Annotated in this window: 28 protein-coding genes; 19 read left to right on the forward strand and 9 right to left on the reverse strand. The window is 53.9% G+C overall.

The window, feature by feature from the left end:
• Window positions 1–23 precede the first annotated feature (23 nt).
• The 15 genes from F822_RS08270 to F822_RS08340 all read left to right on the forward strand — a co-directional run bounded on the left by F822_RS08270 (window position 24) and on the right by F822_RS08340 (window position 11,446).
• Window positions 24–749 carry a YebC/PmpR family DNA-binding transcriptional regulator gene (locus F822_RS08270; RefSeq protein ID WP_025041825.1) on the forward strand — a complete coding sequence of 242 codons (726 nt, stop codon included), beginning with the start codon at window positions 24–26 and terminating at the stop codon, window positions 747–749.
• A gap of 81 nt (window positions 750–830) precedes the next feature.
• Window positions 831–1,349, forward strand: coding sequence for a crossover junction endodeoxyribonuclease RuvC (gene ruvC / locus F822_RS08275; RefSeq protein WP_025041824.1), 519 nt, complete (start codon window positions 831–833; stop codon window positions 1,347–1,349).
• Window positions 1,346–1,939, forward strand: coding sequence for a Holliday junction branch migration protein RuvA (gene ruvA, locus F822_RS08280; protein ID WP_025041823.1), 594 nt, complete (start codon window positions 1,346–1,348; stop codon window positions 1,937–1,939). Before ruvC ends, ruvA begins: the two co-directional genes overlap by 4 nt.
• A 95-nt stretch (window positions 1,940–2,034) precedes the next feature.
• Window positions 2,035–3,090 (forward strand): Holliday junction branch migration DNA helicase RuvB, encoded by a 1,056-nt coding sequence (ruvB, locus tag F822_RS08285; RefSeq protein WP_025041822.1) that lies wholly within the window; start codon window positions 2,035–2,037, stop codon window positions 3,088–3,090.
• Window positions 3,091–3,276: 186 nt separating this feature from the next.
• Window positions 3,277–3,723 carry a tol-pal system-associated acyl-CoA thioesterase gene (gene ybgC, locus F822_RS08290; RefSeq protein WP_025041821.1) on the forward strand — a complete coding sequence of 149 codons (447 nt, stop codon included), beginning with the start codon at window positions 3,277–3,279 and terminating at the stop codon, window positions 3,721–3,723.
• The gene (tolQ, locus tag F822_RS08295; protein ID WP_025041820.1) at window positions 3,720–4,406 is read left to right on the forward strand and encodes a protein TolQ; all 687 of its coding nucleotides are present in this window, start codon (window positions 3,720–3,722) and stop codon (window positions 4,404–4,406) included. The genes ybgC and tolQ overlap by 4 nt, the downstream gene beginning before the upstream one ends.
• Window positions 4,407–4,430: 24 nt before the next feature.
• Window positions 4,431–4,847 (forward strand): protein TolR, encoded by a 417-nt coding sequence (gene tolR / locus F822_RS08300; protein ID WP_025041819.1) that lies wholly within the window; start codon window positions 4,431–4,433, stop codon window positions 4,845–4,847.
• 20 nt (window positions 4,848–4,867) lie between these two features.
• On the forward strand, window positions 4,868–5,716 hold the full coding sequence (locus F822_RS08305) for an energy transducer TonB (protein ID WP_231623420.1): 849 nt from the start codon (window positions 4,868–4,870) through the stop codon (window positions 5,714–5,716).
• Between the two features lie 50 nt (window positions 5,717–5,766).
• Window positions 5,767–7,053 (forward strand): Tol-Pal system beta propeller repeat protein TolB, encoded by a 1,287-nt coding sequence (gene tolB, locus F822_RS08310; protein WP_231623431.1) that lies wholly within the window; start codon window positions 5,767–5,769, stop codon window positions 7,051–7,053.
• 43 nt (window positions 7,054–7,096) lie between these two features.
• Window positions 7,097–7,603 (forward strand): peptidoglycan-associated lipoprotein Pal, encoded by a 507-nt coding sequence (gene pal, locus F822_RS08315; RefSeq protein WP_025041816.1) that lies wholly within the window; start codon window positions 7,097–7,099, stop codon window positions 7,601–7,603.
• Window positions 7,604–7,605: 2 nt separating this feature from the next.
• Window positions 7,606–8,502, forward strand: a complete 897-nt coding sequence (gene ybgF, locus F822_RS08320; protein WP_025041815.1) for a tol-pal system protein YbgF — start codon at window positions 7,606–7,608, stop codon at window positions 8,500–8,502.
• A gap of 39 nt (window positions 8,503–8,541) precedes the next feature.
• Complete coding sequence (gene queE, locus F822_RS08325) at window positions 8,542–9,234, forward strand: 7-carboxy-7-deazaguanine synthase QueE (protein WP_025041814.1); 693 nt, start codon at window positions 8,542–8,544, stop codon at window positions 9,232–9,234.
• A 42-nt stretch (window positions 9,235–9,276) separates the two neighbouring features.
• Complete coding sequence (queC, locus tag F822_RS08330; protein ID WP_025041813.1) at window positions 9,277–9,975, forward strand: 7-cyano-7-deazaguanine synthase QueC; 699 nt, start codon at window positions 9,277–9,279, stop codon at window positions 9,973–9,975.
• A 45-nt stretch (window positions 9,976–10,020) separates the two neighbouring features.
• Window positions 10,021–10,719: a leucyl/phenylalanyl-tRNA--protein transferase gene (gene aat, locus F822_RS08335; RefSeq protein WP_025041812.1), complete on the forward strand. Its 699-nt coding sequence runs from the start codon at window positions 10,021–10,023 to the stop codon at window positions 10,717–10,719.
• On the forward strand, window positions 10,703–11,446 hold the full coding sequence (locus tag F822_RS08340; RefSeq protein ID WP_025041811.1) for an arginyltransferase: 744 nt from the start codon (window positions 10,703–10,705) through the stop codon (window positions 11,444–11,446). Before aat ends, F822_RS08340 begins: the two co-directional genes overlap by 17 nt.
• A 54-nt stretch (window positions 11,447–11,500) precedes the next feature.
• On the opposite strand, the gene F822_RS08345 is transcribed toward F822_RS08340, so the two are convergent.
• Complete coding sequence (locus F822_RS08345; protein WP_036576523.1) at window positions 11,501–12,445, reverse strand: tetratricopeptide repeat protein; 945 nt, start codon at window positions 12,443–12,445, stop codon at window positions 11,501–11,503.
• A gap of 370 nt (window positions 12,446–12,815) precedes the next feature.
• Between F822_RS08345 and F822_RS08350 the strand changes: the two genes are divergently transcribed.
• The 4 genes from F822_RS08350 (at window position 12,816) to F822_RS08365 (ending at window position 15,937) form a co-directional block, all read left to right on the forward strand.
• Window positions 12,816–13,862 carry a quinone-dependent dihydroorotate dehydrogenase gene (locus tag F822_RS08350; protein WP_025041809.1) on the forward strand — a complete coding sequence of 349 codons (1,047 nt, stop codon included), beginning with the start codon at window positions 12,816–12,818 and terminating at the stop codon, window positions 13,860–13,862.
• Window positions 13,859–14,593 carry an RnfABCDGE type electron transport complex subunit B gene (locus F822_RS08355; RefSeq protein ID WP_025041808.1) on the forward strand — a complete coding sequence of 245 codons (735 nt, stop codon included), beginning with the start codon at window positions 13,859–13,861 and terminating at the stop codon, window positions 14,591–14,593. The genes F822_RS08350 and F822_RS08355 overlap by 4 nt, the downstream gene beginning before the upstream one ends.
• Window positions 14,590–15,222: an endonuclease III gene (gene nth / locus F822_RS08360; protein WP_025041807.1), complete on the forward strand. Its 633-nt coding sequence runs from the start codon at window positions 14,590–14,592 to the stop codon at window positions 15,220–15,222. The genes F822_RS08355 and nth overlap by 4 nt, the downstream gene beginning before the upstream one ends.
• 286 nt (window positions 15,223–15,508) lie before the next feature.
• Entirely contained in the window at window positions 15,509–15,937 is a 429-nt protein-coding gene (locus F822_RS08365; protein ID WP_025041806.1) for a DUF1841 family protein, read from the forward strand.
• Between the two features lie 391 nt (window positions 15,938–16,328).
• Here F822_RS08365 and F822_RS08370 read toward each other — a convergent pair whose 3' ends face one another.
• The 8 genes from F822_RS08370 to miaB all read right to left on the reverse strand — a co-directional run bounded on the left by F822_RS08370 (window position 16,329) and on the right by miaB (window position 23,625).
• Window positions 16,329–16,655, reverse strand: a complete 327-nt coding sequence (locus F822_RS08370) for a c-type cytochrome (protein ID WP_025041805.1) — start codon at window positions 16,653–16,655, stop codon at window positions 16,329–16,331.
• Between the two features lie 25 nt (window positions 16,656–16,680).
• The gene (locus F822_RS08375; protein WP_025041804.1) at window positions 16,681–17,013 is read right to left on the reverse strand and encodes a c-type cytochrome; all 333 of its coding nucleotides are present in this window, start codon (window positions 17,011–17,013) and stop codon (window positions 16,681–16,683) included.
• 119 nt (window positions 17,014–17,132) lie between these two features.
• Window positions 17,133–19,064: an ATP-binding cassette domain-containing protein gene (locus F822_RS08380; RefSeq protein WP_025041803.1), complete on the reverse strand. Its 1,932-nt coding sequence runs from the start codon at window positions 19,062–19,064 to the stop codon at window positions 17,133–17,135.
• Window positions 19,065–19,190: 126 nt separating this feature from the next.
• Window positions 19,191–19,700 carry an inorganic diphosphatase gene (locus F822_RS08385; RefSeq protein ID WP_025041802.1) on the reverse strand — a complete coding sequence of 170 codons (510 nt, stop codon included), beginning with the start codon at window positions 19,698–19,700 and terminating at the stop codon, window positions 19,191–19,193.
• 63 nt (window positions 19,701–19,763) lie between these two features.
• Window positions 19,764–20,594 (reverse strand): CorC family transporter, encoded by an 831-nt coding sequence (locus tag F822_RS08390; RefSeq protein WP_025041801.1) that lies wholly within the window; start codon window positions 20,592–20,594, stop codon window positions 19,764–19,766.
• Window positions 20,595–20,671: 77 nt separating this feature from the next.
• Window positions 20,672–21,193, reverse strand: a complete 522-nt coding sequence (gene ybeY, locus F822_RS08395; RefSeq protein ID WP_025041800.1) for an rRNA maturation RNase YbeY — start codon at window positions 21,191–21,193, stop codon at window positions 20,672–20,674.
• On the reverse strand, window positions 21,177–22,154 hold the full coding sequence (locus F822_RS08400; RefSeq protein ID WP_025041799.1) for a PhoH family protein: 978 nt from the start codon (window positions 22,152–22,154) through the stop codon (window positions 21,177–21,179). Before F822_RS08400 ends, ybeY begins: the two co-directional genes overlap by 17 nt.
• A 121-nt stretch (window positions 22,155–22,275) precedes the next feature.
• Window positions 22,276–23,625 (reverse strand): tRNA (N6-isopentenyl adenosine(37)-C2)-methylthiotransferase MiaB, encoded by a 1,350-nt coding sequence (miaB, locus tag F822_RS08405; RefSeq protein ID WP_025041798.1) that lies wholly within the window; start codon window positions 23,623–23,625, stop codon window positions 22,276–22,278.
• Window positions 23,626–23,652: the final 27 nt, after the last annotated feature.

Raw genomic sequence — 23,652 nt, forward strand, 5'->3', positions numbered from 1 at the left:
AATAACAGGGATAGGGCATACGCATGGCCGGTCACAGCAAATGGGCTAATATCAAGCACAAGAAAGCCGCGCAGGACGCCAGGCGCGGCAAGATTTTTACCCGGCTCATAAAAGAAATTACCGTTGCGGCGCGGCTTGGCGGCGGCGATCCCAACAGCAACCCACGGTTGCGTCTGGCTGTCGACAAGGCTTACGAGCAGAACATGCCCAAGGACAACGTCGAGCGTGCAATCAAGCGCGGCAGTGGCGATCTGGAGGGCGTGAACTATGAAGAAGTGCGTTATGAAGGCTACGGTATCGCTGGCGCAGCCGTATTGGTGGATTGCATGACGGACAACCGGGTGCGTACCGTTGCGGATGTGCGGCATGCTTTTACCAAGTATGGCGGCAATCTCGGTACGGACGGCTCGGTCGCATTCCTGTTCAAGCATTGCGGGCAAATGCTTTTTGCACCCGGCACCAATGAAGAAAAGCTGATGGAAGCCGCTCTCGAGGCCGGTGCGGAGGATGTCGTCAGTAACGATGACGGCAGCATGGAAGTCATTACTGCGCCATATGAATTTGTGACGGTCAGGGCGGGGCTGGAGAAAGCAGGGTTCAAGGCGGAGCTCGCCGAAGTGACGATGAAGCCCGTCAGTGAAACCGTGCTGACCGGCGATGATTCGGTCAAAATGCAAAAATTGCTGGATGCGCTGGAAAATATAGACGATGTGCAAGAGGCTTACACAACCGCAGTGCTGGATGAATAGCATTCTTGCCCTAAAAATGACCGCAAGTAGTTTTTTTCCGGCATTTGAGTTGCTAGTCGCGCTTATTCAGAAGGAAAAAAAATCCGTATTCTTGGCATAGATCCCGGTTTGCGCATTACGGGCTTTGGCGTTATCGATAAATTCGGCAGCAAGCTGGCCTATGTCAGTAGCGGTTGCATCAAGACGGTAGAGGGCGAGTTACCGTTGCGTCTCAAGACGATCATGGATCATCTTAACGAAGTGATCGCGCAGCACCAGCCTGATCAAGTCGCGGTGGAACAGGTATTCGTCAACGTTAATCCGAAATCCACACTGATGCTTGGACAGGCCCGAGGGGCGGCGATTTGCACGGCCGTGCTGAATAATCTGGCCGTCGCCGAGTACACCGCGCTACAGATCAAGCAGGCGGTGGTCGGCAAAGGGCACGCCAAAAAAGAGCAAGTGCAGGAAATGGTGAAGCGCTTGTTGCAACTTGGCGGCAGCCCCAGCGCAGATGCGGCGGATGCGCTTGCTTGCGCGATCTGCCATGCTCATGGGGGGCAGGGGTTGGGCGGAATTTCGACAGCGGGCTACCGCATGAAACGGGGGCGCTTAGTATGATCGGCCGTATAACCGGCGTGCTGCTGGAAAAATCTCCCCCCTTGGTGCTGGTTGACGTACAAGGCCTTGGGTACGAGATCGATGTGCCCATGAGCACGTTCTATAACCTGCCGGCAACCGGTGCGCGAATCACGCTTCATACCCACCTCGTCGTGCGCGAAGACGTGCATCTGCTTTTCGGTTTCGCCACCGAAGCAGAACGGCAAGCTTTTCGTCAGCTCGTGAAGATTTCCGGCGTAGGGGCAAGAACAGCCCTTGCGTTGCTGTCTGGCCTGAGCGTGGCTGATTTGCATCAGGCGGTAGCGGCTCAGGACAGCGGGCGGTTGATCAAGATCCCCGGTATCGGCAAAAAAACCGCCGAGCGTTTGCTGCTGGAATTACGCGACAAGCTCGACCTCGGCATGGCTGGCGCAACAGATTCCACAGGCATCGGGGTCACATCAACAAGCGCAAACGACGTGCTCAATGCCTTGTTGTCTCTGGGGTATAATGACCGGGAAGCCAACTGGGCAGTCAAGCAGTTACCCGCCAACGTTAACGTATCCGATGGCATACGTCAGGCGTTGAAGCTCCTATCGAAAGACAAATAAAGAAACACGACCGCCGCGCTCGCATCGCGTGCGTTTACTGCCACCACTCACTTCCAGCCCAACACGGATAAGAGGTGCAGCTTTAGTGTTTGATTATGATTGAAACCGATCGATTGATTACCGCCGCGCCCGCTTCTCTCAAGGAAGAGGAACTGGAGCGGGCACTGCGCCCCAAGCATCTGACCGAGTACGTCGGCCAGGAAAAAATTCGTGAACAGTTGCAGATATTCATCGAGGCGGCACGGCGCCGCGGCGAGGCCCTTGACCACGTGCTGCTGTACGGGCCGCCCGGTCTGGGCAAGACGACGCTTGCGCACATCATTGCCAGGGAGATGGGCGTGAGCCTGCGTCAGACATCCGGCCCGGTGCTGGAACGCCCCGGCGACCTGGCGGCCCTGTTGACCAATCTCGAACCCAACGATGTATTGTTCATCGATGAAATTCATCGGCTTTCACCTATCGTGGAGGAGATTCTTTATCCCGCGCTGGAAGACTATCAGCTTGATATCATGATAGGCGAAGGTCCCGCGGCACGGTCCGTCAAGCTCGATCTGCCGCCGTTCACCCTGGTGGGTGCCACTACTCGCGCCGGCATGCTGACGAACCCGTTGCGCGATCGTTTTGGCATTATTTCGCGCCTTGAATTTTATTCGGTGGAAGAGCTGACTAAAATCGTGACGCGATCCGCGGGATTGCTGAACGTGGAAATTTCTTCCGATGGCGCGGTGGAAATTGCGCGCCGCTCGCGCGGCACGCCACGCATCGTAAACCGTCTGCTGCGGCGGGTACGCGATTTCGCCGAAGTCAAAGCCGATGGTTACATTACTCGCCCGGTGGCGGATGCGGCATTGCTCATGCTCGATGTGGACCTCATCGGCCTTGACGTGATGGACAGAAAGCTGCTGCTTGCCGTCATGGAAAAATTCGGCGGTGGTCCCGTGGGCGTGGATAATCTCGCCGCCGCCATCAGTGAAGAACGTGGCACCATCGAAGATGTGCTGGAACCGTATCTGATACAGCAGGGCTACATGAAGCGCACGCCGCGCGGCCGCATGGCCACGGCTATCGCCTATCAGCATTTCGGCATGGCCTTGCCGAAGAATGGATTGGTCGGGTTGAGCGGAGAGTTGTGGATAGATGACCAGCCATGAACACGTAGTAACATGAATCGCAATCGGCCTCGGCAATTCGCTTGAAGTGCTGGGTAACCTGTATGCACAGAAACTGCGATGCCCCGATGGTTGGTTGATGAAAGCCAAGCGCGGAGGAGATTTGGCTTGTGCCTGTATTGGGAAATCCAGCGCTATCGAATACCGGATATTTTTTAGTTCAAAAACATGAAAGCAACAGAAGTCGATAAATTTGCCGTTAATCCGGGCGAGATCGCGTTTTCGTTGCCCATTCGCGTCTACTATCAGGACACCGATGCGGGCGGAGTAGTTTATCATTCGACTTATCTCAATTTCATGGAGCGTGCCCGCTACGAATGGTTGCGGCAGCTCGGATTTGATATTCACTCATTGATCCAGCTTCACAGGGTAATTTTCATGGTGCGTTCACTTAATATTGAATACCTCAAGCCGGCGCTACTGGATGATTTGCTGCATGTCACGGCGGAAGCGGTTGAAATAGGCAGTTGCCGCATCGCGATCTCGCAACAGGTGCGACGTGGTCCTGCTACGCTGGTCAATGCAACCGTCCAGGCGGTATGTGTGGGAGCCGACAGCCTCAAGCCCGTGCGCATACCCGCGCCTTTGCGCCACAAGTTTGGAAAACGCTCATGAGCCCGACAGTTACCCAGGATATGTCTCTTTTCCATCTCATCGGCAGCGCCAGCTTGCCGGTGCAACTGGTAATGTTGCTGTTGCTGCTGGCTTCGTTCCTGTCGTGGTGGTACATCTTTCGCAAGCTGTTCGTCATCCGCGAAGCGGTAAGGCAAAGCGACGAGTTCGAGAATGTTTTCTGGAAGGGAACCGATCTCAATGCACTTTTTCAAAGCGCGGCCGGTTCGCGCCATACGGCAGGCAGCATGGAACGGATTTTCGAAGCTGGTTTTCGGGAATTCATGAAACACAAGCGCCAGTCGGGAACAGACATCACTACGGTGATGGACAGTACGCGCCGGGCGATGCGGGCGACTTACCAGCGCGAAATGGATAATCTTGAATCGCACCTTTCGTTTCTTGCGACAGTAGGTTCGGTAAGTCCCTACGTCGGCCTGTTCGGTACCGTTTGGGGAATCATGAACTCCTTCCGGGGCTTATCCAACGTCACCCAGGCCACCATCGCGCATGTTGCACCAGGTATTGCGGAGGCGCTGATAGCGACGGCAATGGGATTGTTTGCAGCTATCCCCGCGGTTATCGCCTATAACCGTTATTCGAGTCGCATTGATCGGCTGGCAACCCGTTTTGAGAGCTTCATGGAAGAATTATCCAATGTCCTGCAGCGTCAAGCGAGCGGATGAGATCATTTTCATGGGGTAAGCGCCATGAATGAGCGCCGCACCAAACGCCGGTTGATGAATGAAATAAACGTAGTGCCATACATTGACGTAATGTTGGTACTGCTGGTGATTTTCATGATTACCGCGCCACTCATCACGCCCGGTCAGATAGAGTTGCCCCAGATCGGCAAATCGCTGGCGCCGCCGGTTGCGCCGCTGGAGGTGATTGTCAAGGCCGACGGCAGTCTGGGATTGCATGACCGTTCCATGCCGGGAGGCGAACAAAAGATCAATCGAGCAGAATTGGTCAACGCGATCAAACAGAAGCAGGCCGCAAATATTGAGCAGCCCGTGGTGATTGCCGGCGATAAAAATGTGCGTTACGAAGAAGTAATGAATGTGATGGACATTCTTCAACAGCAGCAGGTGAAAAAGGTGGGGCTGCTGGCCAGACCGAAGTGAGCAGTGGGCGCCCATCTCATATGAATACGGTGAGCGGAATGGCGTTGAGGAAGCTCTCGGAAGTTGAACCGGGCGCGATGCGGGCCGGCCTCTTGGCGGTACTGGTCCACGTCATTTTTTTCGCTTTCATGATTTTCGGACTCAATTGGAAAACATATCCGACAGAACCCGTGATGGTGGATTTATGGAGCAGCCTGCCTCCGGCGGTTCAGCCGGCTACCAAGGCCGCGCCACCCCCGCCCGAGCCCAAGCCGGTCCCGCCGCCGCCCGAAGCAGCGCCGGTGCCGCCCAGGATCGAAACGCCACCGCCGCCCCCAAAACCGGATATTGCCCTGAAGGAAAAAACCGAGAAGCCTAAACCGGTTGAAAAAAAGCCCGTTGAAAAAAAAGAGCTGGTCAAAAAAGAACAGGAACAGAAAGAGCGGAAAGAGAAAGAGCGAAAAGAAAAGGAGCAGAAAGAGCAGGAGCTGAAAGAGCAGAAAGCACGAGTGGCGGCCGAAATAGCACAGCTTCAACGGGAACAGCAGGAAGCGAATGCCAAGGCGCAGGCTAAGGCGGCCCAAGCGGCGGCGCAGTCCCGCCTGGCCAACGAAATGGCCGAATATAAGGCAAAAATACTTGCAAAAATCAGGAGAAATATCGTCATGCCACCTGATTTACCTGGCAATCCGGTGGTGGAATTCGATGTTACGCTGCTTCCGGGTGGCGATATTCTCGATGTCAGGCTACGCGCAAGCAGTGGATTCGCCGCTTTCGACAGCGCGGTGGAACGTGGTATTTTTCTATCCAAACCGCTTCCGCTGCCACCTGATCCCACGCTTTTTCCAAAGTTCCGCAATCTGAGCGTCAAGGTGCATTATCACGAATGACTGGTATAATTTCCATTATTCTTTAAAGGGTTATTTTCATGCAGATTTGCTTGCACAGATTTCCCGGTTATGTTTTTGTCTTGTTGCTGGCGCTGATCAGTGCGCCGCTGCATGCCGCCCTCGACATCGAAATTTTCGGCGGCGGCGCGGCACAGATTCCGATTGCCATCGTGCCCTTTGCCGCGGAGGAAAGACTCAGCCAGAGCATCACCCCGGTAGTATCCGCCGACCTGCAACGCAGCGGATTGTTCAGGCTGGTTGACCCGGGCGGTCTGAGACCGCATGAGCCCATCGAAGTGAGTTATCCTGACTGGATGAATCGCGGCGCCAGTGCGCTGGTTATCGGCAGCACCACAGCCTTGGCCGGCGGACAGGTTGCAGTCCGCTTCCGGTTGATGGATGTCGCGAAACAAACGGAGTTGGCGGTTTATACCGAGACCGTGCCTGCGGAACAATTGCGTGCCGCTGCACATCGGATAGCCGATCTGATTTACGAAAAGCTGACCGGTGATGTGGGGGTGTTCAGTACCCGTATTGCCTACGTGGAGAAACAGGGAAAAAAATATTCGTTACGGGTGGCGGATGCGGACGGCTTTAATGCGCAGCCGGTAGTCGAGTACACGGAACCTATCATATCGCCGGCATGGTCGCCGGATGGCGCCCGGTTGGCATATGTATCCTTCGAGAACAAGAAGCCGGTCGTTTACGTGCAGACATTGGCCACCCGCGCGCGCGTGGCGGCGGCCAATTTCAGGGGCAGCAACAGCGCGCCGGCATGGTCGCCGGACGGAAAGAAGCTTGCGGTAGTGCTATCTCTGATGGGGGGCTCGCAGATCTTCCTGGTGAATGCGGACGGCAGCGGATTGCAGCGGCTCAGCCAAAGCGCCGGAATCGATACCGAGCCCAGTTTTTCGCCTGACGGGCAGTCCATCATATTTACTTCCGACCGTGGCGGCAGTCCGCAAATTTATCGTATGGCCGTCACAGGGCGTGCATCCGGAACGGCGGAGCGTCTCACATTCGAGGGCAGTTACAATGTGAGCCCACATTACAGTCCGGATGGAAAAAGCTTCGTCTTCATTCACCGCAACGGAGACAGATTCAATGTCGCCACGCAAGATCTGATGACCCGCCAGGTGCAATTACTCACTAATTCTCAATTTGACGAGTCCCCCAGCTTCGCTCCCAACGGCAAGATCATCCTCTATGCAACCGAGGTAAGGGGGCGTGGTATATTATCCGCCGTGTCGAGCGACGGCAAAACAAGACAACAGCTTTCAACGCAGGCTGGTGACATAAGAGAGCCGGCCTGGGGGCCTTTGCGAAGGCTCCAGTAGTTCGGGTTGCGTATTTTTTTTTGCTAACTTTAAAGGAAATAAAATGAAAAAGATTTTATGTGTGTTATTGGTCAGTGTGTTATCAGCATGTGCGAGCAAAACTCCCCAGCCTTCGGCCAATGTGGAAGACCGGTCTGCAGTCACCCGGGCGCCGACGGAAACGCCTGGCTACGGTGAACCGAGCCTCAACCCGCTTACGGACCCCAATAATATCCTTTCCCGGCGCAGCGTTTATTTCGATTTCGACCGTTATGTGGTGAAGGATGAATATAAATCCCTGGTAGTGGCTCATGCCCAGTATCTACGCGACAATTCCAATGCCAGGGTGCTGGTGCAGGGCAACACCGATGAGCGCGGAAGCAGGGAATACAACCTTGCGCTGGGGCAGCGCCGGGCCGATGCGGTCAAGTCCGTGATGACTTTATCAGGGGCCAGGGAATCGCAGGTTGAATCTGTCAGCCTGGGCGAAGAGAAACCTCGCGCTACAGGTCATGACGAAGCCTCCTGGGCTGAGAATCGCCGCGCCGATATCCGTTACCAAGGGGAGTAATCGTGCCGTTGCGCGCTTTTTGGTTGATGTTCGTGATCGGCTGTAATGCAAGCTACGCCGGCGTGTTCGACGACGAGGAGGCGCGCCGGCAGATTGCCGTGCAAAAGACAGCTATCGGGGAAGTGCGCAATCAGGGGCAGGCGCTGGAATCCCGCGTCGTAAAACTTGAGGACCTGCTTAACAATCAACCGTTGCTCGAACTCCATAGCCAGATCGAAGCCCTGAGGCTTGACCTGAACAAGTTGCAGGGCCAGATCGAAGTACTGGTCAACGAGAACGAGTCTTCGCAGAAGCGCCAGAGGGATTTTTATATTGATCTGGATAGTCGGTTGAGGCGGATCGAGCAACCTGACGAGGCTGCCGCATCTGGATCTGCGGTATCCGGATCTGCAGAGACAGCTGCAGAGCCTGGCGCACCCGATATGGAACCCGAACCGGCAGCCGCGGTTCCGGCCACGGCTGCTGCCGTTGTTTCGTCCGCTGCGAGCACACCTGCCAAGAGTGTGAGCTCCGCATCGGCTAAGAATGTCGAGAGTGACGCCTATGAGGCCGCCTATAGCTTATTCAAGGCAGGCAGTTATCAAGATGCCATTTCCCGGTTTAACAAGTTTCTCCGGAGCTATCCAGGCTCCAGTTTTGCACCGAGTGCCCATTACTGGATTGGTAATTCTTATTACGCGCTACGTGATTTCAAGAGCGCCATCAGTGCTCAGGAGAAGTTGATCAAAACTTATCCGGACAGCGCAAAGGCCCCCGATGCGATGCTCAACATCGCCAGCAGCCAGCAGGAAATGAATAAAAAACCCGCTGCAAGGAAAACTCTGGAAACGCTTGTGGCCAAGTATCCGGGTAGCGAGGCCGCCGACAAGGCCAAGCGTCGGCTGATCAGTAAAAAGTAATTTAACCCGTCATGGGGTATTCTCCCGTACATCTACGATATGGTTCAAACCATCTCCCCTCCTATATCCAAGGTCACACAACCCCGCGAAGCGGAGAGTTTGCGTATCAGCGAGATATTTTTCTCTCTACAGGGAGAAACCAGCCGCTCAGGATTGCCGACCGTATTCGTACGTTTGACCGGTTGCCCCCTGCGCTGTGCTTATTGCGATACCGACTACGCTTTCTATGGAGGAAAGCGTCGGTCAATCGCTGATATTCTGGCGGAGGTTGCCAGCTACGGCGCCTGCTACGTGACGGTGACCGGAGGAGAGCCCCTGGCACAGAAAGAATGTCCGCTATTGCTTACCTTATTGTGTGATGCAGGCTATTCGGTATCGCTCGAAACCAGCGGCGCATTGGATATATCTGGAGTAGATGATCGCGTTTCGAGGATTCTGGATATCAAAACGCCGGGTTCGGGCGAAGCGGCAAAAAATCACTGGCCAAATCTCCAACATCTTACGCCCCATGATGAAGTGAAGTTCGTGTTGTGCGATGAAGTCGACTATCAATGGGCGCTGGAGGTGATGCATGAGCGTCAATTGAATCTCATCTGTCCAATTTTATTTTCGCCGGTCTATGGCAAGCTTGACCCCGCGATGCTGGCTGCATGGGTGTTACGCGACCGCATAATGGTCCGGGTGCAGATCCAGCTTCACAAATTATTGTGGGGAGAGGGCGCGGGACGGTGAAGAGCGAACAAAAATACCTCGCCAATTTCCCATCTTGACTTCATGGCCAGGGCTGTAGTTCTTTTGTCAGGTGGGCTGGACTCCGCCACCACGCTTGCCATTGCCCGTAATAGAGGGTATGAATGCTACGCTTTGAGCGTGGATTACGGTCAGCGCCATGCATCGGAACTTGCGGCTGCGGAAGAACTGGTGCATTCGATCGGCGCGCGTGAACACAAGGTAATCAAGCTCGATCTGTCCGTATTCGGCGGTTCGGCATTAACGGATAAATCGAGCGCTATACCGACGGAAGGCTCCACCGCCGGTATTCCAGCCACGTATGTGCCTGCCCGTAACACCATCATGTTGTCTCTCGCGCTCGCCTGGGCCGAAGTGCTCAAGAGCCGGGATATTTTCATTGGGGTCAACGCAGTAGACTACTCCGGTTATCCGGATTGCCGCCCCGCGTACATCCAGGCATTTGAGGAGATGGCAAATCTTGCTACCAAAGCTGCGATTGAAGGCGCCAGGCTAAGCATTCACGCACCCCTTATAGCGTTGTCGAAAGCGCAGATCATTCAGCACGGGATCTTGCTGGGGCTCGATTACAGTTCGACCGTGTCGTGTTATCAGGCGGATGAAGATGGGCGCGCCTGTGGCATGTGCGATTCCTGCCGGTTACGGCGGGCGGGGTTTGAATCAGCCGGCGTGGCCGATGTAACGCGTTATCAACACATTATCAAAACCGGTGGCTGCACCTGATTCCCTGATCCATAGCGGGAAAGCGTATTCAGCCATCCTCTCTTCATGATCCCCTGGCTCACGCCCGAAACTCCTTTTCCCCCGTTAGACACTGCGCTCACCCAGCCTAACGGTTTGCTCGCGGCCGGCGGTGATCTCTCGCCGCAACGGCTGATCGAAGCCTACCGCTGCGGGATTTTTCCGTGGTTCAACCAGGGCGACCCTATTTTATGGTGGAGCCCGGATCCACGCATGGTACTTTTCCCTGCCGAGCTTAAAATATCCCGGTCGTTAAGAAAAACGCTGAAGAAGGCTAATTATACGATCAGGATCGACAGTGCTTTCAACCAGGTGGTGCAGGCGTGCGCCGCGCCCCGCAAGGAGCGAGCAGGCACATGGATCCACGATGAGATGATCGCAGCTTACACTGCGCTGCACGAGATGGGCTGGGCCCATTCCATCGAAACATGGATAGATGGCGAGCTGGCGGGTGGATTGTACGGTGTTGCGCAGGGAAGGATGTTTTTTGGCGAATCCATGTTTTCCCGCGCTACCGATGCGTCCAAGGTTGCATTCGTGCACCTGGTAAGACACCTTGAGCGCCGAGGCTTCAAAATGATCGACTGCCAGATGAAAACCGCTCATCTCGCTTCTTTCGGCGCTCGGGAAATTTCCCGCAAGGAATTTAGTCTAAAATTAAAAGAATTGGTAAACTACCCGGAACGAGTCGACAAATGGTGTGTGGATTATGAGTCACTTGAATGATCTTCCGTCTTCAACGCTGCAGTTTTACACTACCGCGTCTTATCCATGTAGTTACCTGCCGGAGCAATTGGCGCGGTCTCAGGTGGCAACACCCAGCCACCTGATCGATACCGGTGTCTATGGCGCATTGGTACAGGCCGGCTTTCGCCGTAGTGGCGCTTTTACCTACCGCCCATATTGCGACAATTGCAGTGCTTGCATGCCGGTACGGATCGTGGTTGACGAATTGATTTCGAGGCGCGCCCAACGTCGTTCCTGGAAACGTCATCAGAACCTGGTCGCCACTCAACACGGTCTTTATTATCATCCGGATCACTATGCGCTATACCTGCGCTATCAGGCGCGCCGCCATAGCGGGGGCGGCATGGATCGAGACAGCCGAGAGCAATACCGCCACTTCCTGCTGCCAAGCAACGTCAATTCCAGCCTTGTCGAGTTTCATGAAAATGGCAAGCTGCGCATGATCAGTATTATCGATGAGTTGCACGACGGCATATCATCTGTATATACCTTCTTCGATCCCGATGTGCCGGGGGCCAGCTTCGGTACCTATAATATTTTATGGCAGGTACAACTGTGCCGGCTATTGAAATTGCCCTATCTTTATCTTGGTTACTGGATAAAGGAAAGCCGAAAAATGGCATATAAGGCAGGTTTCAGGCCGCTGCAAGGTTTGGTCGGGGGGCAATGGGAACCGCTGAGCCATTCCAGGATTCCTGAAGACTGAGACCAGTTCTCAGGAATGGCCGAAACATCGAGCCATGAACTTATCGCTATGAAGTTAGCGTTGTGCCGCCCTTATCGCTGCTGCGCGTGTAGCCAGCGGTTTTGCCTTATCCGCGTGGCCAATTTCCCGATAGAGCTGCGCCAGGTTTTCAAGGCTTGTTGCTACATTAGGATGATTTCGACCCAGTGATTTTTCCGAGATAGCCAATGCGCGCCTGAACAGCGGCTCGGCATAAGGGTACTTGCCCTGTTCGTTATACAGGCCCGCCAAATTATTCAAGCTCAAGGCAACGTTTGGATGATCCGGACCCAGCGCCTTTTGCGACATCGCCAGTACTCGTTTAAAAAGTGGTTCAGCCTGCGCATATTGTTGTTCGGCTGTATACAGCAGCGCAAGGTTGTTCAGGCTCATCGCTACGTTTGCATGGTTCGGGCCAAGCGTTTTCTCTAATATATCCAGCGCGCGCTTGAGAAGAGGCTCAGCCTGCGCATACTGTTCCTGGGCCTGATATAGCTGCGCCAGGTTATTCAGGCTCATGGCTACATTGGGATGATCCGGCCCGAGCGCCTTCTCATCGATTGCCAACGCACGCTTGTACAGCGGTTCGGCCTGCGCGTATTGTTCTTGTTTCCTGTAAAGCATAGCGAGATTGTTCAATGTCGCTGCCATCTCGGGGCCTTCCCCGACAGACTTTTCAAAAATAGCCAGGGCGCGTATGAGGAGAGGTTCCGCCTGTTTATACTGATCCCGGGCGCTATATAGAAACGCCAGGCTGTTCAGGCTCGAGGCAATGTCGGAATGGTCTGGTTCTCTCGTTTGTTCGGCTATCTGCAGCGCCTTGGCCGCGACCACGGTCGCGCGGTTATAGTCCCCTTGCTCATAAAGCAATTCCCACTCCTGGTTGAGCGTATCCCAATCAGTGATGGCATGAGCCAATCCCGAAGAGGCCATGAAAACCAGGATCAGGCACTGGCGAGTCAGCTTGGCGAATGTAATCATTTACGCTTATGAGAAGTAACAAACCATGGGTAATTTATTGCCGAATACTGAAGGAACCCTTGAACCTGAATCGCCGGTTGACCGCTTATTTTCGGCTCATTTGCCAACCGAGTAATCACTATAACGAAGAAAGATTTTCTGTGCCCCGTGAGCTTTATTTTTCGGTGAACTCGCTCCACTCCATTCAATGCGAGATTTAGATTGAATGGATACGTTTTACCAGGTATCAAACACGATGAAAAAAACTCTCGCGGTTGGGCGATGCCTCGATCAACCGCGCTTGTTCCAACGACCAGCCTCCCTATGACGATGATTAACGGTCGCAAGTTCCTTTACAGACTCGGCACTTTCCGGGTGTTAAAATGAATACATGTTCTATTCCTTACTTCGTCCGCTATTATTCAGTCTCGAACCCGAAACAGCTCACCGCGTTACGTTTGATGCAATCGAGAAAGCTTATCGTTTCGGACTGATCAATCGCGCCCCGATAGCATGCCAGCCCCGCCATGTCATGGGTCTCGACTTTTCCAATCCTGTCGGCATGGCTGCCGGGCTGGATAAGAACGGTGAACACATTGACGCACTGGCGGCGCTCGGGTTTGGTTTTATCGAAATTGGTACGGTAACGCCCCGTCCACAACCGGGGAACCCCAAGCCTCGGCTGTTTCGTATTCCTCGGGCACAAGCCATAGTCAATCGCATGGGCTTCAACAATGACGGTATCGATAAACTGATAGCGAATGTCAGGCGTGCAAATTACCGCGGCATACTTGGCATCAATATCGGAAAGAATTTCGATACCTCGATGGAAAAGGCGGTTGACGATTACTTGACTTGCCTGCGCAAAGCCTATCGCTACGCCGATTATATCGCCATCAACATTTCTTCGCCTAATACGCCCTCTCTCCGGCAACTACAAAACGCCGACGAACTGGATCATCTGCTGGATGCGCTGAAGCTGAACCAGCAAAAACTCGCCGACGAGTACGGAAAATATACGCCGCTTGCCGTAAAAATCGCTCCCGACCTCGATCTGCAGCAAATAGACTCTATTTCGGCGCTTTTGATGAAACATCGTATAGACGGGGTTATCGCGACGAATACCACTATTTCCCGCACTGGAATAGAGACACTACCCTATGCATCCGAGTCTGGTGGATTGAGTGGTGTACCGCTGGCTAAACGCGCCACCGCTGTCATCAGACGCTTGCATGGAGTGCTGCAAGGCGCGCTGCCCATCATTGGCGTAGGCGGCATCATATGCGCAGCGGACGCAGAGGAAAAAGTCGAGGCTGGAGCAAGCCTGGTCCAGATATACAGCGGCCTGATCTATCGCGGCCCTGGCCTGATACGGGAGATTGCGCATGCATTGTGCGCCTCGGACACGCAGCGTTCTTCACGGGCGGGTTTGGGATGAACGAAAATTTACTGGTAGCGGAAATCGACGCAATACTGCCGCAAACCCAATGCCGCCGGTGCGGATTCTCCGGCTGCGAACCCTACGCCAGGGCCATTGCTGACGGGCATGCCAACATCAACCAGTGTCCTCCCGGTGGCGACGAGGGCATTCGCAAACTGGCGGAGTTGCTGGGGATAAGGCCCATGGCGCTGAACCCCCTGCACGGTAACCTCAAACCCAGGACCGTGGCGCTGATTGACGAGCAGCCCTGCATAGGTTGCACGCTTTGTATCCAGGCGTGTCCGGTGGATGCCATCGCAGGCGCGGCCGGCCACGCGCATACTGTCATTGCGGCCGAATGTACCGGTTGCGAGTTGTGTGTTGCGCCGTGCCCGGTCGATTGTATCAGCATGATTCCATCCAAGGTACGAACTGCCGGTTCCGCAGGTAAGGACGACGCCAAAATTGATGACCCCTTGATACTTGAAGACGACAAGCAAATTGCCGACCGCGCGCGCGCGCGGTATCAATTCAGGCTGCAAAGGCTCGAGCGTGAAAAACAGGAGAACGAAGAAAGGCTTAAACAAAAAGCCGAAGGAATGAGTGGTATTTCATCACCTGCCACCGATCTCAAGAAAGCAACTATCCAGGCTGCTCTGGAGCGTGCCATGGTCGTTCAAGCGCAGGCATCGAAGAAAAATAGCGCTGCGGATCCGTCGGTAACATCCCACCATAGTATTAATTCATGAATTCAAATATACGCCGCGAAATATTCAGGCGCTTCAAGTCGGTTAACCCGCACCCCACCACCGAACTGGAGTATGGTTCGACCTTTGAATTGCTTATCGCAGTGATCCTTTCGGCCCAGGCTACCGACAAGGGCGTGAACCTGGCGACCCGGAAACTGTTTCCCACGGCAAATACACCTGAGAAAATTCTCGCCCTGGGGGAAGCCGGGCTGCGGGATTACATCAAGAGCATCGGGTTATATAAAACCAAGGCCAAGAATATTATCGCTACTTGCAACCTGCTTATCCAGCATCACGACAGCGAGGTGCCGCAGACACGGGAAGCGTTGGAAAAACTGCCGGGCGTGGGGCGCAAGACCGCCAACGTGATATTGAATACCGCTTTCGGCCAACCCACTATGGCGGTGGATACGCATATTTTCCGGGTCGCAAACCGAACCGGGCTTGCGCGCGGCAAAACCGTGCTGGAGGTGGAGTTGAAACTACTGAAGTGCATACCGAAGGAATTCAGCCACGATGCGCATCACTGGCTCATTTTACATGGGCGGTATGTATGCATCGCGAGAAAGCCGAAATGTGCCATTTGTATCATTAATGATTTGTGCGAGTTCAAGGAAAAAAATCTTTAACCTAAATCCGGTAGTTGACCGCTCATTTAATAGATCAGTATTATGATTAATAACAATATTTCATATTATTTGACGCTCACCTTTCGGGTGAGGTCGCTACCGGGTGAATTGCACGGCTTTTGCGGCACATGGCTGCGTTGCAACTCCTTGGAATGGAACGACCATTCCGCGTCGTTGCGCCTTGCCCTGCACCCCAAAAACCGTACACTTCACCCCGTCCAACTACCAGATTTAGGTTTAAGGAAAACAGCTTTGAGAAAAATGAGTCCGCTCAGTTACAGCCTGGATGTTTAATCCTTCGAGGGAAGAGGCGCGCCAGTTTTTCTTTGACACCTGGCGCAAGTATCGGCAGAGAGAGATACTTTCCGACATGGAAAACATGGCGATTGAGGTGATCCTGCTGCATCCGGAGTACCACGCCATGCTTGATGATCCAGGACGCTACCAGGACAAGGATTATCTGCCCGAAATGGGCGGTACCAATCCATTTTTACATATGGGCATGCATATTGCCATCGGGGAACAGCTCTCGATAGACCAGCCCGCCGGTATTCGCAAGCGATTTGAACGTCTACTGAAGCTGACCGGCAACGAGCACGATGCCGCGCACCAAGTCATGGAATGTCTTGCGGAAATGATTTGGCAGGCACAGCGCAACCAATCTGCGTTTGACGCCTCGGTTTACTTTGAATGCCTGGACCGGTGGAAAAATTGATCTGTATTCGAGGTGACGCTACCCATCCTGTTTATCTGGACTCTGAGTAGCAGGCCACTGGTTTCCAGTCCGCCTGCACCTTCTGAACAAGCCACTTGGGGTGAGTGCTGCGTATGTCCTCTGAGGAAGGACCGGCGCTACTTGGTTGAAAACCGATGGGGACGGCGCCCAAGCGTTGCGCAAAGGGTGCCCCGAAGGGAGCATCGGGACAGTACCGAGGTCCACAACCGTCCCTGACGCCTGCTTTCTACGCCGAGGCCGTGCACCTTCTTCGGGAAAATACTTATTCTGCACTGCGTTCGCGCGCTATCCGTCTCGTTTCCCCCAGCCCATCCCTACATCCATGGGGCCACGATCATGCCCGCCTAGAGCTTATCCAGAAATTCCTGAATCAATATTTGGTTTTCAGACCGGATTGACTTGCAAAATAAGCTGACACATTTTCAATGTCTTCCTTGCTCAGGGCGGCAGCCATGCCAGCCATGATGGGATCCTGGCGTGCGCCCGACTTATATTCGGTCAGCGTTTTCTCCAGATAACTTGCATGCTGTCCGTTCAGTCTCGGAAAAGCAGGTGCGGGACTATTGCCGTCCGGACCGTGGCACGCAGCGCAAACCTCCGCCGCTTTTTTCTTGCCAGCTTCAATATTGGCCGCCATTCCCTGGCTGGAAATCAGCAGCAGCGCGCCGCTCGCCGCGGCAATAACGAAATTTTTCATGAGGCTTTCCTTGCGTGATGAGTAATTATTTTCCGCTGGCGCCAGCGTAATAGGCCGCCAGATCTTCCATATCCTGTTCGGATAGCTGGGCGGCAATCGCCTTCATGCTGGGGTGGCTGCGGGCATCCGTTTTATACGCCTGTAGCGCTTTGACCAAGTACTCGGCATGCTGGCCGCCAATTCTCGGGACGTTATACACCGTCGGGTAAGATGTCCGGTATCCTTCTATTCCATGACAGCCGATACACATGGTATTCTTCTGCTTGCCCGCAGCTGGATCACCCGCTGCCTGAGCCGTACCGGTGACTGCCAGAAGCAAGCCCCACGCAAATAAACTTATTATTGCTGGTCTTTTCATTATCAGTGCCCCCTCTTTACAAAAAGAGCGACTCTAAACGATGTGTCATTCCTGGTCAATCAATAAATCTATAAAACAATAACATATATCGAATAGGGATATATGTTATGAAATTATCGTTATGATTTCTGACCGTTTACCTGGCGTTTTGCATCAAGTTCCTCCCATCGGGCGAGACAACTCATAAGCTCTTCTTCAATCCCAACAAAACGTTCATGCAAGGCCCGCGCTTTTTCCGGTTGATTGAGATAAAAATCCGCAGCACCCAGTTGGCGGGTGATGGCAGCCTGTTCCCGCTCCAGCAGCTCGATCTTTTGAGGCAGCTCATCAAGTTCGCGGACTTCCTTATAATCCAGTTTAATCCGGGTAGGCGATTCACGCACCTCGCGCGCCTTGAGCGGAGCCGTTTGTTGTGATTTTGCCGCCTGTTCCTTTTCCGCCGCTTTCCGATACCCCCTTGCCCGTACCCAATCTTCATAGCCTCCGACATATTCCCGCAGGATGCCATTACCTTCGAAGGCGATAACCTGGGTAACGACGTTGTCGAGAAATTCCCGGTCATGGCTGACGAGAAACAGCGTGCCCGAATAGTTTTGCAGCAACGCCTCCAGTAGTTCCAGCGTTTCGATATCCAGATCGTTGGTTGGTTCGTCAAGGACCAGGACGTTGGCAGGGCGGGTGAACAAACGCGCCAGCAATAGCCGGTTGCGCTCACCGCCCGAAAGAGACTTTACCGGCGAACGCGCCCGCTGTGGCGCAAACAGGAAATCTTCCAGATAGCTGATGACGTGCTTGCGCGTCTCGCCAATATCGATAAAATCCGAACCCTGGCTAATCGTGTCTATCAGGGTTGCCTCCTCATCCAGTTGTTCGCGCAACTGGTCAAAGTAGGCTACCTCAAGCTTGGTGCCCAGTCGGATATCGCCGCTATCCGGTGGTAATTCGCCCAGTATCAGCTTTAACAAGGTGGACTTGCCCGCGCCATTGGGTCCCAGCAACCCCACGCGATCGCCGCGCATGATCCGGCAGGAAAAATTGTCTATGATGGTCTTGTCGCCATATCTTTTGCTGACATGTTCCAACTCAGCCACCATACGTCCGGACTTGGCGCCTTCATCGACGTTGAGATTAACCGTTCCCATCTTTTCACGCCGGTCGGCACGCTCTATTCTCAGCGCTTCCAACCGTCTTACCCTGCCTTCGTTACGCGTACGGCGTGCCTGAATCCCCTTTCGTATCCAGACCTCTTCCTGCGCCAGCACTTTATCGAATTTTTGATTGTGGACGGCTTCAACTTCCAGCATCTCCAATTTTTTTCGCTGGTACTCGGCAAAATCGCCGGGGAAACTTGCCAACTTCCCACGGTCGAGCTCGACAATCCTCGTCGCTACATTATTCAGAAAGCGGCGGTCGTGTGTAATGAACAGCACGCTTCCGGCAAAGTCCTTCAGCAATCCTTCCAGCCACTCGATAGAGGAAAAGTCCAGGTGGTTGGTCGGCTCATCCAATAGCAGCACGTCCGGAGATACCACCAGCGCGCGAGCCAGCGCGACCCGCTTTTTTTGTCCGCCGGAGAGTTGTCCCACCAAAGCGTCGGGGGGAAGATCAAGCTTGTCGATAGCGGTTTCCACCCTGGCCTGGATGCGCCATCCATCCTGAGCTTCCACTTCGGCTTGCAAGTCCTGCAGGCGAGAAAGAAGTGCCTCGGTGTCTCCCGTGCCGTCGCTCAGGAGATGAGACGCTTCATGATAATGAAGCAGTACCTGGCTGACCTTCCCCAATCCCTTCGATACTTCCTCGAATACCGTAAGGGCGGGGTCCAGTTCCGGTTCCTGCGGCACATAGGCCAGTTTCAATCCGGGGGTGCGCCAGATCCTGCCGTCGTCCGGCTTGATTTCGCCTGCGATGATGCGCAGTAAACTCGATTTCCCCCCGCCATTTCTGCCGATCAGCCCGATACGCTCGCCGGTATCAAGCTGCAAGTCTACTTGATCAAGCAACGTGTGATGGCCAAAGGCGAGGCAGGCTCTTTCAAGAGTGAGGAGAGGCATGGGCAGGGAAAGTGACTTCAGCTTGATTGATAAGGGGCGCAATTCTGGCACGCTTGGTGAAATTTGGCAAAGAATCCGCCATTCTGATCAATGCGGATTTGCCGGGCGCGAGAACGATGCGAGTGATCAATCGAACGGCGGCTCGTGTGATAAATCATCCCAGGGCCGCGCGCGTCCGAGCGCCTGAATCGCTTCGCACCAACCCTCACATGCGTTGCGCCCTGTACGGCCCCGCCAGATATTCAGCACGCCCTTGCATTTTGCGTAGAAGTAGAAAAATTTCAGTATTTCCTGACGTTGCACTGCATCCGGACAGACATCGCCACAGACAAGCTTGTCGTCGATGAATCCGCCATCAGTCATGATCACGGCTCCCCAGGCTTTGACGCGTATCCTCGTACCCAACGACAGGCGCGGGCCGAGTACCAGCGCATCCAGAAGGTCGCCGTCGAGGCCGATGTAACCTGGCACGGAGCCATAGTTGAACGGACACGGCACGGGCGAGATAAAGTCGACTCTACCATTGGATCCGCGTTTAAGGAAGCTGCCTCGCGGAACTTCAATCACCACTTCCACCACGGGCGGTTCAGTCAGCGCCGGAATGCTTCGAAGTCCTGCTCTGTCCAGGGTGGACATTATTTATCCATCATCTTGAAGTCCGCTTTTGATCCAGCCCCTCCTCGATTCTTTTGCAGGGTCTCACTGCCCGGTCTCATCCTTTTCGACCAGCAGCGTATACAACCGGCGGCTATCGGCGCGCAATACGATAAACCTGAAAGCGCCAACAGACACCTCTTCACCTCGTTTCGGCAACCGGCCAAATTTATGCAGCACCAGACCCCCGATGGTGTCGTAATCCACGTCACTCAACTCGGCTCCAAGCCTTTCATTAAAATCGCCGATTTCGGTAATAGCCTTGACCCGGTAATGGCCGCCCGGATCCTGCACGATGTTGTCTTCGGCCTCGTCGAAATCATGCTCATCCTCGATGTCACCAACGATTTGCTCCAGCACGTCTTCGATAGTCACCAACCCCGCGACGCCGCCATACTCATCCACTACGATGGCTATATGATTACGGTTACTCCGGAAATCCTTGAGCAACACATTGAGCCGCTTGGATTCAGGGATAAAAACGACCGGCCGCAGCATATCGCGTACATCAAATTCTTCTTCTCCGGCAAAGTAACGCAATAGATCTTTCGCCAGCAATATACCGATGACATTATTTTTATCATTTTCGGTGACAGGAAAGCGCGAGTGCGCGGTCTCGATAACCAGCGGGATGAACTTGTCCGGCGTTTCACTGATATCGATCACACTCATTTGCGAACGCGGAACCATGATATCGCGGGCCTGCATTTCGGATACTTGTATCACGCCTTCGATCATGCTCAGGGCATCCGAATCGAATAAGTTGCGTTCATAAGCAGAATGCAATAACGCAATCAGTTGCTCGCGATCCCCCGGCTTGCGCAAAAGCCAGGCGCTGACGCGCTCGAGTAAGGCCGTTTTGGGGGGATCATCCATATGCGTTTGCCAGCTCGTTTACAAGAAATAAATAAACTGTGGAAGATGCCGACAAGAACATACGGTCCCACTCATAATCAACGTTCTTCAGCGGTGCCCGAAGATTCCCTGTAAGGATTTTCATATCCCAGTCTTTCGACAATTTCGGCCTCCATCTGCTCCATTGCCGCTGCTTCAACATCGCTTTCATGATCGTAGCCCTGAAGATGCAAGACGCCGTGCACGGTGAGGTGTGCGTAATGCGCTGTCAGATTTTTATGTTGTTCACGCGCTTCTCTTTCGATTACCGGCGCACACAGCACGATATCTCCAGCCAGGGATTGCGCGCCCGGCCCAGTATTATCGTAAATAAAAGTCAGGACATTGGTCGGATAATCCCTGTCCCGAAAATTCCGGTTGAGGCTAAGACCCTCCGCTTCATCAACGACGCGCAGCCCGATCTCCGCATCGTGTTTCAATGCGGCTTTGATCCATTTGCGAAACGCCGATCGAGAGGGTACGTCCGCAGCACAGGTGGCGTATTGCGTCGCTAATTTCAGCTTTACTGCGCGGGGCGAGACTGCTGCGGGAGCCGGGGAAAGGTTATTTGTCCTTTTCATATTTTTCATAGGCATTAACAATTCTTTGCACCAACGGATGCCGCACTACATCCTCTGCGCCAAAATGCGTAAAAGCAATACCACGCACTTTTTTCAGGACCTGCTGGGCCTCTACCAGGCCACTTTTCTGATGTTTTGCCAGATCGATCTGAGTAATATCGCCTGTCACCACAGCCTTGGAGCCGAAGCCGATACGAGTCAGGAACATCTTCATCTGTTCGGGCGTCGTGTTTTGCGCTTCATCAAGTATGATAAAAGATTGATTCAACGTGCGCCCGCGCATGAAAGCCAGCGGCGCAACTTCAATTGCACTCCGCTCGAACTGCTTGCTGGTTTTATCAAACCCCATCAGATCGTAGAGTGCATCATAGAGAGGCCGTAGGTAAGGATCCACTTTCTGCGCCATGTCGCCTGGCAGAAAACCCAGACGCTCGCCAGCTTCCACCGCGGGCCGCACCAGCACGATACGCGCTACGATATCGCGCTCCAGCGCGTCCACCGCGCTTGCCACGGCCAGATAGGTCTTGCCCGTTCCGGCTGGGCCGATCGAAAATGTGATGTCATGCGTCTGGATTTGCTGCAGATATTCAACCTGGCGAGGCGTCCGGCCGCGCAAATCGCTGCGGCGGGTAACCAGCGCGGGTTCCGTCGGTTCTTTCGTAGCAGTAGCCGCGGCGAGTTTTTTCGAATGATGAGGATTCATCGCTTCGATCAGGCCCAACTGGATCTGCTCGATGCTCAGATGATGTTGCGCATGGCTGTAAAAATTTCGCAATGCTTCTGCGGCAAGCAAAGTCTGGGCGGATTTGCCGCGTAAGCTGAAATGTTCCCCTCGGCGCGCAATGGTGACATCAAGTACCGTTTCGATCTGCCTGAGATTCTCATCCAGCGCACCGCATAAGTTGGCGAGACGCTGGTTATCAGCGGGGGAAAAAGAAATTTCGACAGGTTGGGGTTTCAAAAAGACTCTAAAATGCGATAGCGAGGTCTTAATTCTGGCAGCGACAGCCGTACTTTGCAAGGAGTGAAGGTGGCGGGAGCTTGCGGGGCCTCACAAAGTCGACATCGCGTGAAAATCTTACTCACGTTCCGTAGGTTTGCTGCACGATTTCCCCGCGCAACGAGTGCGCTAAGGCCGCAGAGATTTTGACGTTTAAAAAATGCCCGATCTTTGTCGCGTCCCCGGCAAAATTTACCATACGGTTATTATCGGTGCGCCCGCAAAGCTCGTTGGCATCTTTTTTGGATTGCCCCTCCACCAGAATACGTTGAGTCGTGCCAACCATGCTTTGGCTGATGGTTCGCGCCTGTTGCTCGACTTTTTCCTGCAAGCGTTGCAACCGCTCAAGCTTGATCTCATAAGGCGTGGTGTCCGGCAAGGCCGCTGCGGGAGTGCCAGGGCGCGGACTATAAATGAAGCTGAACGAACCATCGAAGCGGGTCTCTTCTATGAGCTTCATGGTCGCCTCGAAATCTGCTTCGGTTTCATCCGGGAAACCTATGATGAAGTCGGAGGTAAGCGAAATATCGGGGCGGGCGCTACGCAAGCGGCGGATGATGGATTTGTATTCCAACGTAGTATAGCCGCGCTTCATTGCCGTCAGTATCCGGTCTGACCCGGACTGAACCGGCAGGTGCACGTGACTGACCAATTTCGGCAATGTTTCGTAGGCCTGGATTAATCGTTCAGTGAATTCCTTAGGATGAGAGGTGGTGTACCGGATGCGCTCGATGCCGGGAATGTCATGGATATATTCAAGCAATAGCGCGAAATCGGCCATCTGCCCGTCTTCCCCATCTTCGATGATGCCCCGGTAAGCATTTACGTTCTGCCCGAGCAGCGTCACTTCCTTGACGCCTCGACTTGCCACCCCTGCAATTTCCGCCAGTACGCTGCTCAGGGGACGGGAGATTTCCTCGCCACGTGTATAGGGCACCACGCAAAAACTGCAATATTTGCTGCAGCCTTCCATGATAGAAACGAAAGCGGTCGAACCTTCAGTACGTGCTGGCGGCAGATGGTCGAATTTTTCGATTTCGGGGAAAGAAATATCCACCTGCGGGCGGCCCGTGGCTTGACGCGCAGAAATCAACTGCGGCAACCGGTGCAGGGTTTGCGGACCAAATACCAGATCCACATATGGCGCGCGCTTCACTATTTCCGCGCCTTCCTGGCTGGCCACACATCCTCCCACACCGATGAGAAGATTCGGGTTAGCGGTTTTAAGATGCCTGACGCGCCCCAGATCATGAAATACCTTTTCCTGGGCTTTCTCCCGCACCGAGCAGGTATTGAACAAGATTACATCGGCCTCAGCGGGATCATCTGTTTTTTCCATGCCTTGCGCGTCATGCAGCACGTCCGCCATCTTGTCCGAGTCATACTCGTTCATTTGGCAGCCAAATGTTTTAATATAAAGTTTTTTAGCCACACCTATCTCCAACCTTACCGAAATATT

This window comes from Nitrosospira briensis C-128, assembly GCF_000619905.2.
GTDB lineage: Bacteria > Pseudomonadota > Gammaproteobacteria > Burkholderiales > Nitrosomonadaceae > Nitrosospira > Nitrosospira briensis.

Bases quoted from the DNA above. Each gene is read 5' to 3' on its own strand.
- F822_RS08385 (WP_025041802.1), bottom strand. From the start codon at position 19,700: ATGTCCACCCTGGACAGAGCAGGACTTCGAAGCATTCCGGCGCTGACT.
- F822_RS08365 (WP_025041806.1), top strand. From the start codon at position 15,509: ATGTTTAATCCTTCGAGGGAAGAGGCGCGCCAGTTTTTCTTTGACACC.
- queE (WP_025041814.1), top strand. From the start codon at position 8,542: ATGGTTCAAACCATCTCCCCTCCTATATCCAAGGTCACACAACCCCGC.
- F822_RS08380 (WP_025041803.1), bottom strand. From the start codon at position 19,064: ATGCCTCTCCTCACTCTTGAAAGAGCCTGCCTCGCCTTTGGCCATCAC.
- aat (WP_025041812.1), top strand. From the start codon at position 10,021: ATGATCCCCTGGCTCACGCCCGAAACTCCTTTTCCCCCGTTAGACACT.
- ybeY (WP_025041800.1), bottom strand. From the start codon at position 21,193: ATGAAAAGGACAAATAACCTTTCCCCGGCTCCCGCAGCAGTCTCGCCC.
- F822_RS08305 (WP_231623420.1), top strand. From the start codon at position 4,868: ATGAATACGGTGAGCGGAATGGCGTTGAGGAAGCTCTCGGAAGTTGAA.
- nth (WP_025041807.1), top strand. From the start codon at position 14,590: ATGAATTCAAATATACGCCGCGAAATATTCAGGCGCTTCAAGTCGGTT.
- F822_RS08345 (WP_036576523.1), bottom strand. From the start codon at position 12,445: ATGATTACATTCGCCAAGCTGACTCGCCAGTGCCTGATCCTGGTTTTC.
- F822_RS08340 (WP_025041811.1), top strand. From the start codon at position 10,703: ATGAGTCACTTGAATGATCTTCCGTCTTCAACGCTGCAGTTTTACACT.
- pal (WP_025041816.1), top strand. From the start codon at position 7,097: ATGAAAAAGATTTTATGTGTGTTATTGGTCAGTGTGTTATCAGCATGT.
- F822_RS08270 (WP_025041825.1), top strand. From the start codon at position 24: ATGGCCGGTCACAGCAAATGGGCTAATATCAAGCACAAGAAAGCCGCG.
- F822_RS08390 (WP_025041801.1), bottom strand. From the start codon at position 20,594: ATGGATGATCCCCCCAAAACGGCCTTACTCGAGCGCGTCAGCGCCTGG.
- ybgC (WP_025041821.1), top strand. From the start codon at position 3,277: ATGAAAGCAACAGAAGTCGATAAATTTGCCGTTAATCCGGGCGAGATC.
- tolR (WP_025041819.1), top strand. From the start codon at position 4,431: ATGAATGAGCGCCGCACCAAACGCCGGTTGATGAATGAAATAAACGTA.
- ruvA (WP_025041823.1), top strand. From the start codon at position 1,346: ATGATCGGCCGTATAACCGGCGTGCTGCTGGAAAAATCTCCCCCCTTG.
- F822_RS08350 (WP_025041809.1), top strand. From the start codon at position 12,816: ATGTTCTATTCCTTACTTCGTCCGCTATTATTCAGTCTCGAACCCGAA.
- queC (WP_025041813.1), top strand. From the start codon at position 9,277: ATGGCCAGGGCTGTAGTTCTTTTGTCAGGTGGGCTGGACTCCGCCACC.
- F822_RS08375 (WP_025041804.1), bottom strand. From the start codon at position 17,013: ATGAAAAGACCAGCAATAATAAGTTTATTTGCGTGGGGCTTGCTTCTG.
- tolQ (WP_025041820.1), top strand. From the start codon at position 3,720: ATGAGCCCGACAGTTACCCAGGATATGTCTCTTTTCCATCTCATCGGC.
- F822_RS08355 (WP_025041808.1), top strand. From the start codon at position 13,859: ATGAACGAAAATTTACTGGTAGCGGAAATCGACGCAATACTGCCGCAA.
- F822_RS08370 (WP_025041805.1), bottom strand. From the start codon at position 16,655: ATGAAAAATTTCGTTATTGCCGCGGCGAGCGGCGCGCTGCTGCTGATT.
- ruvB (WP_025041822.1), top strand. From the start codon at position 2,035: ATGATTGAAACCGATCGATTGATTACCGCCGCGCCCGCTTCTCTCAAG.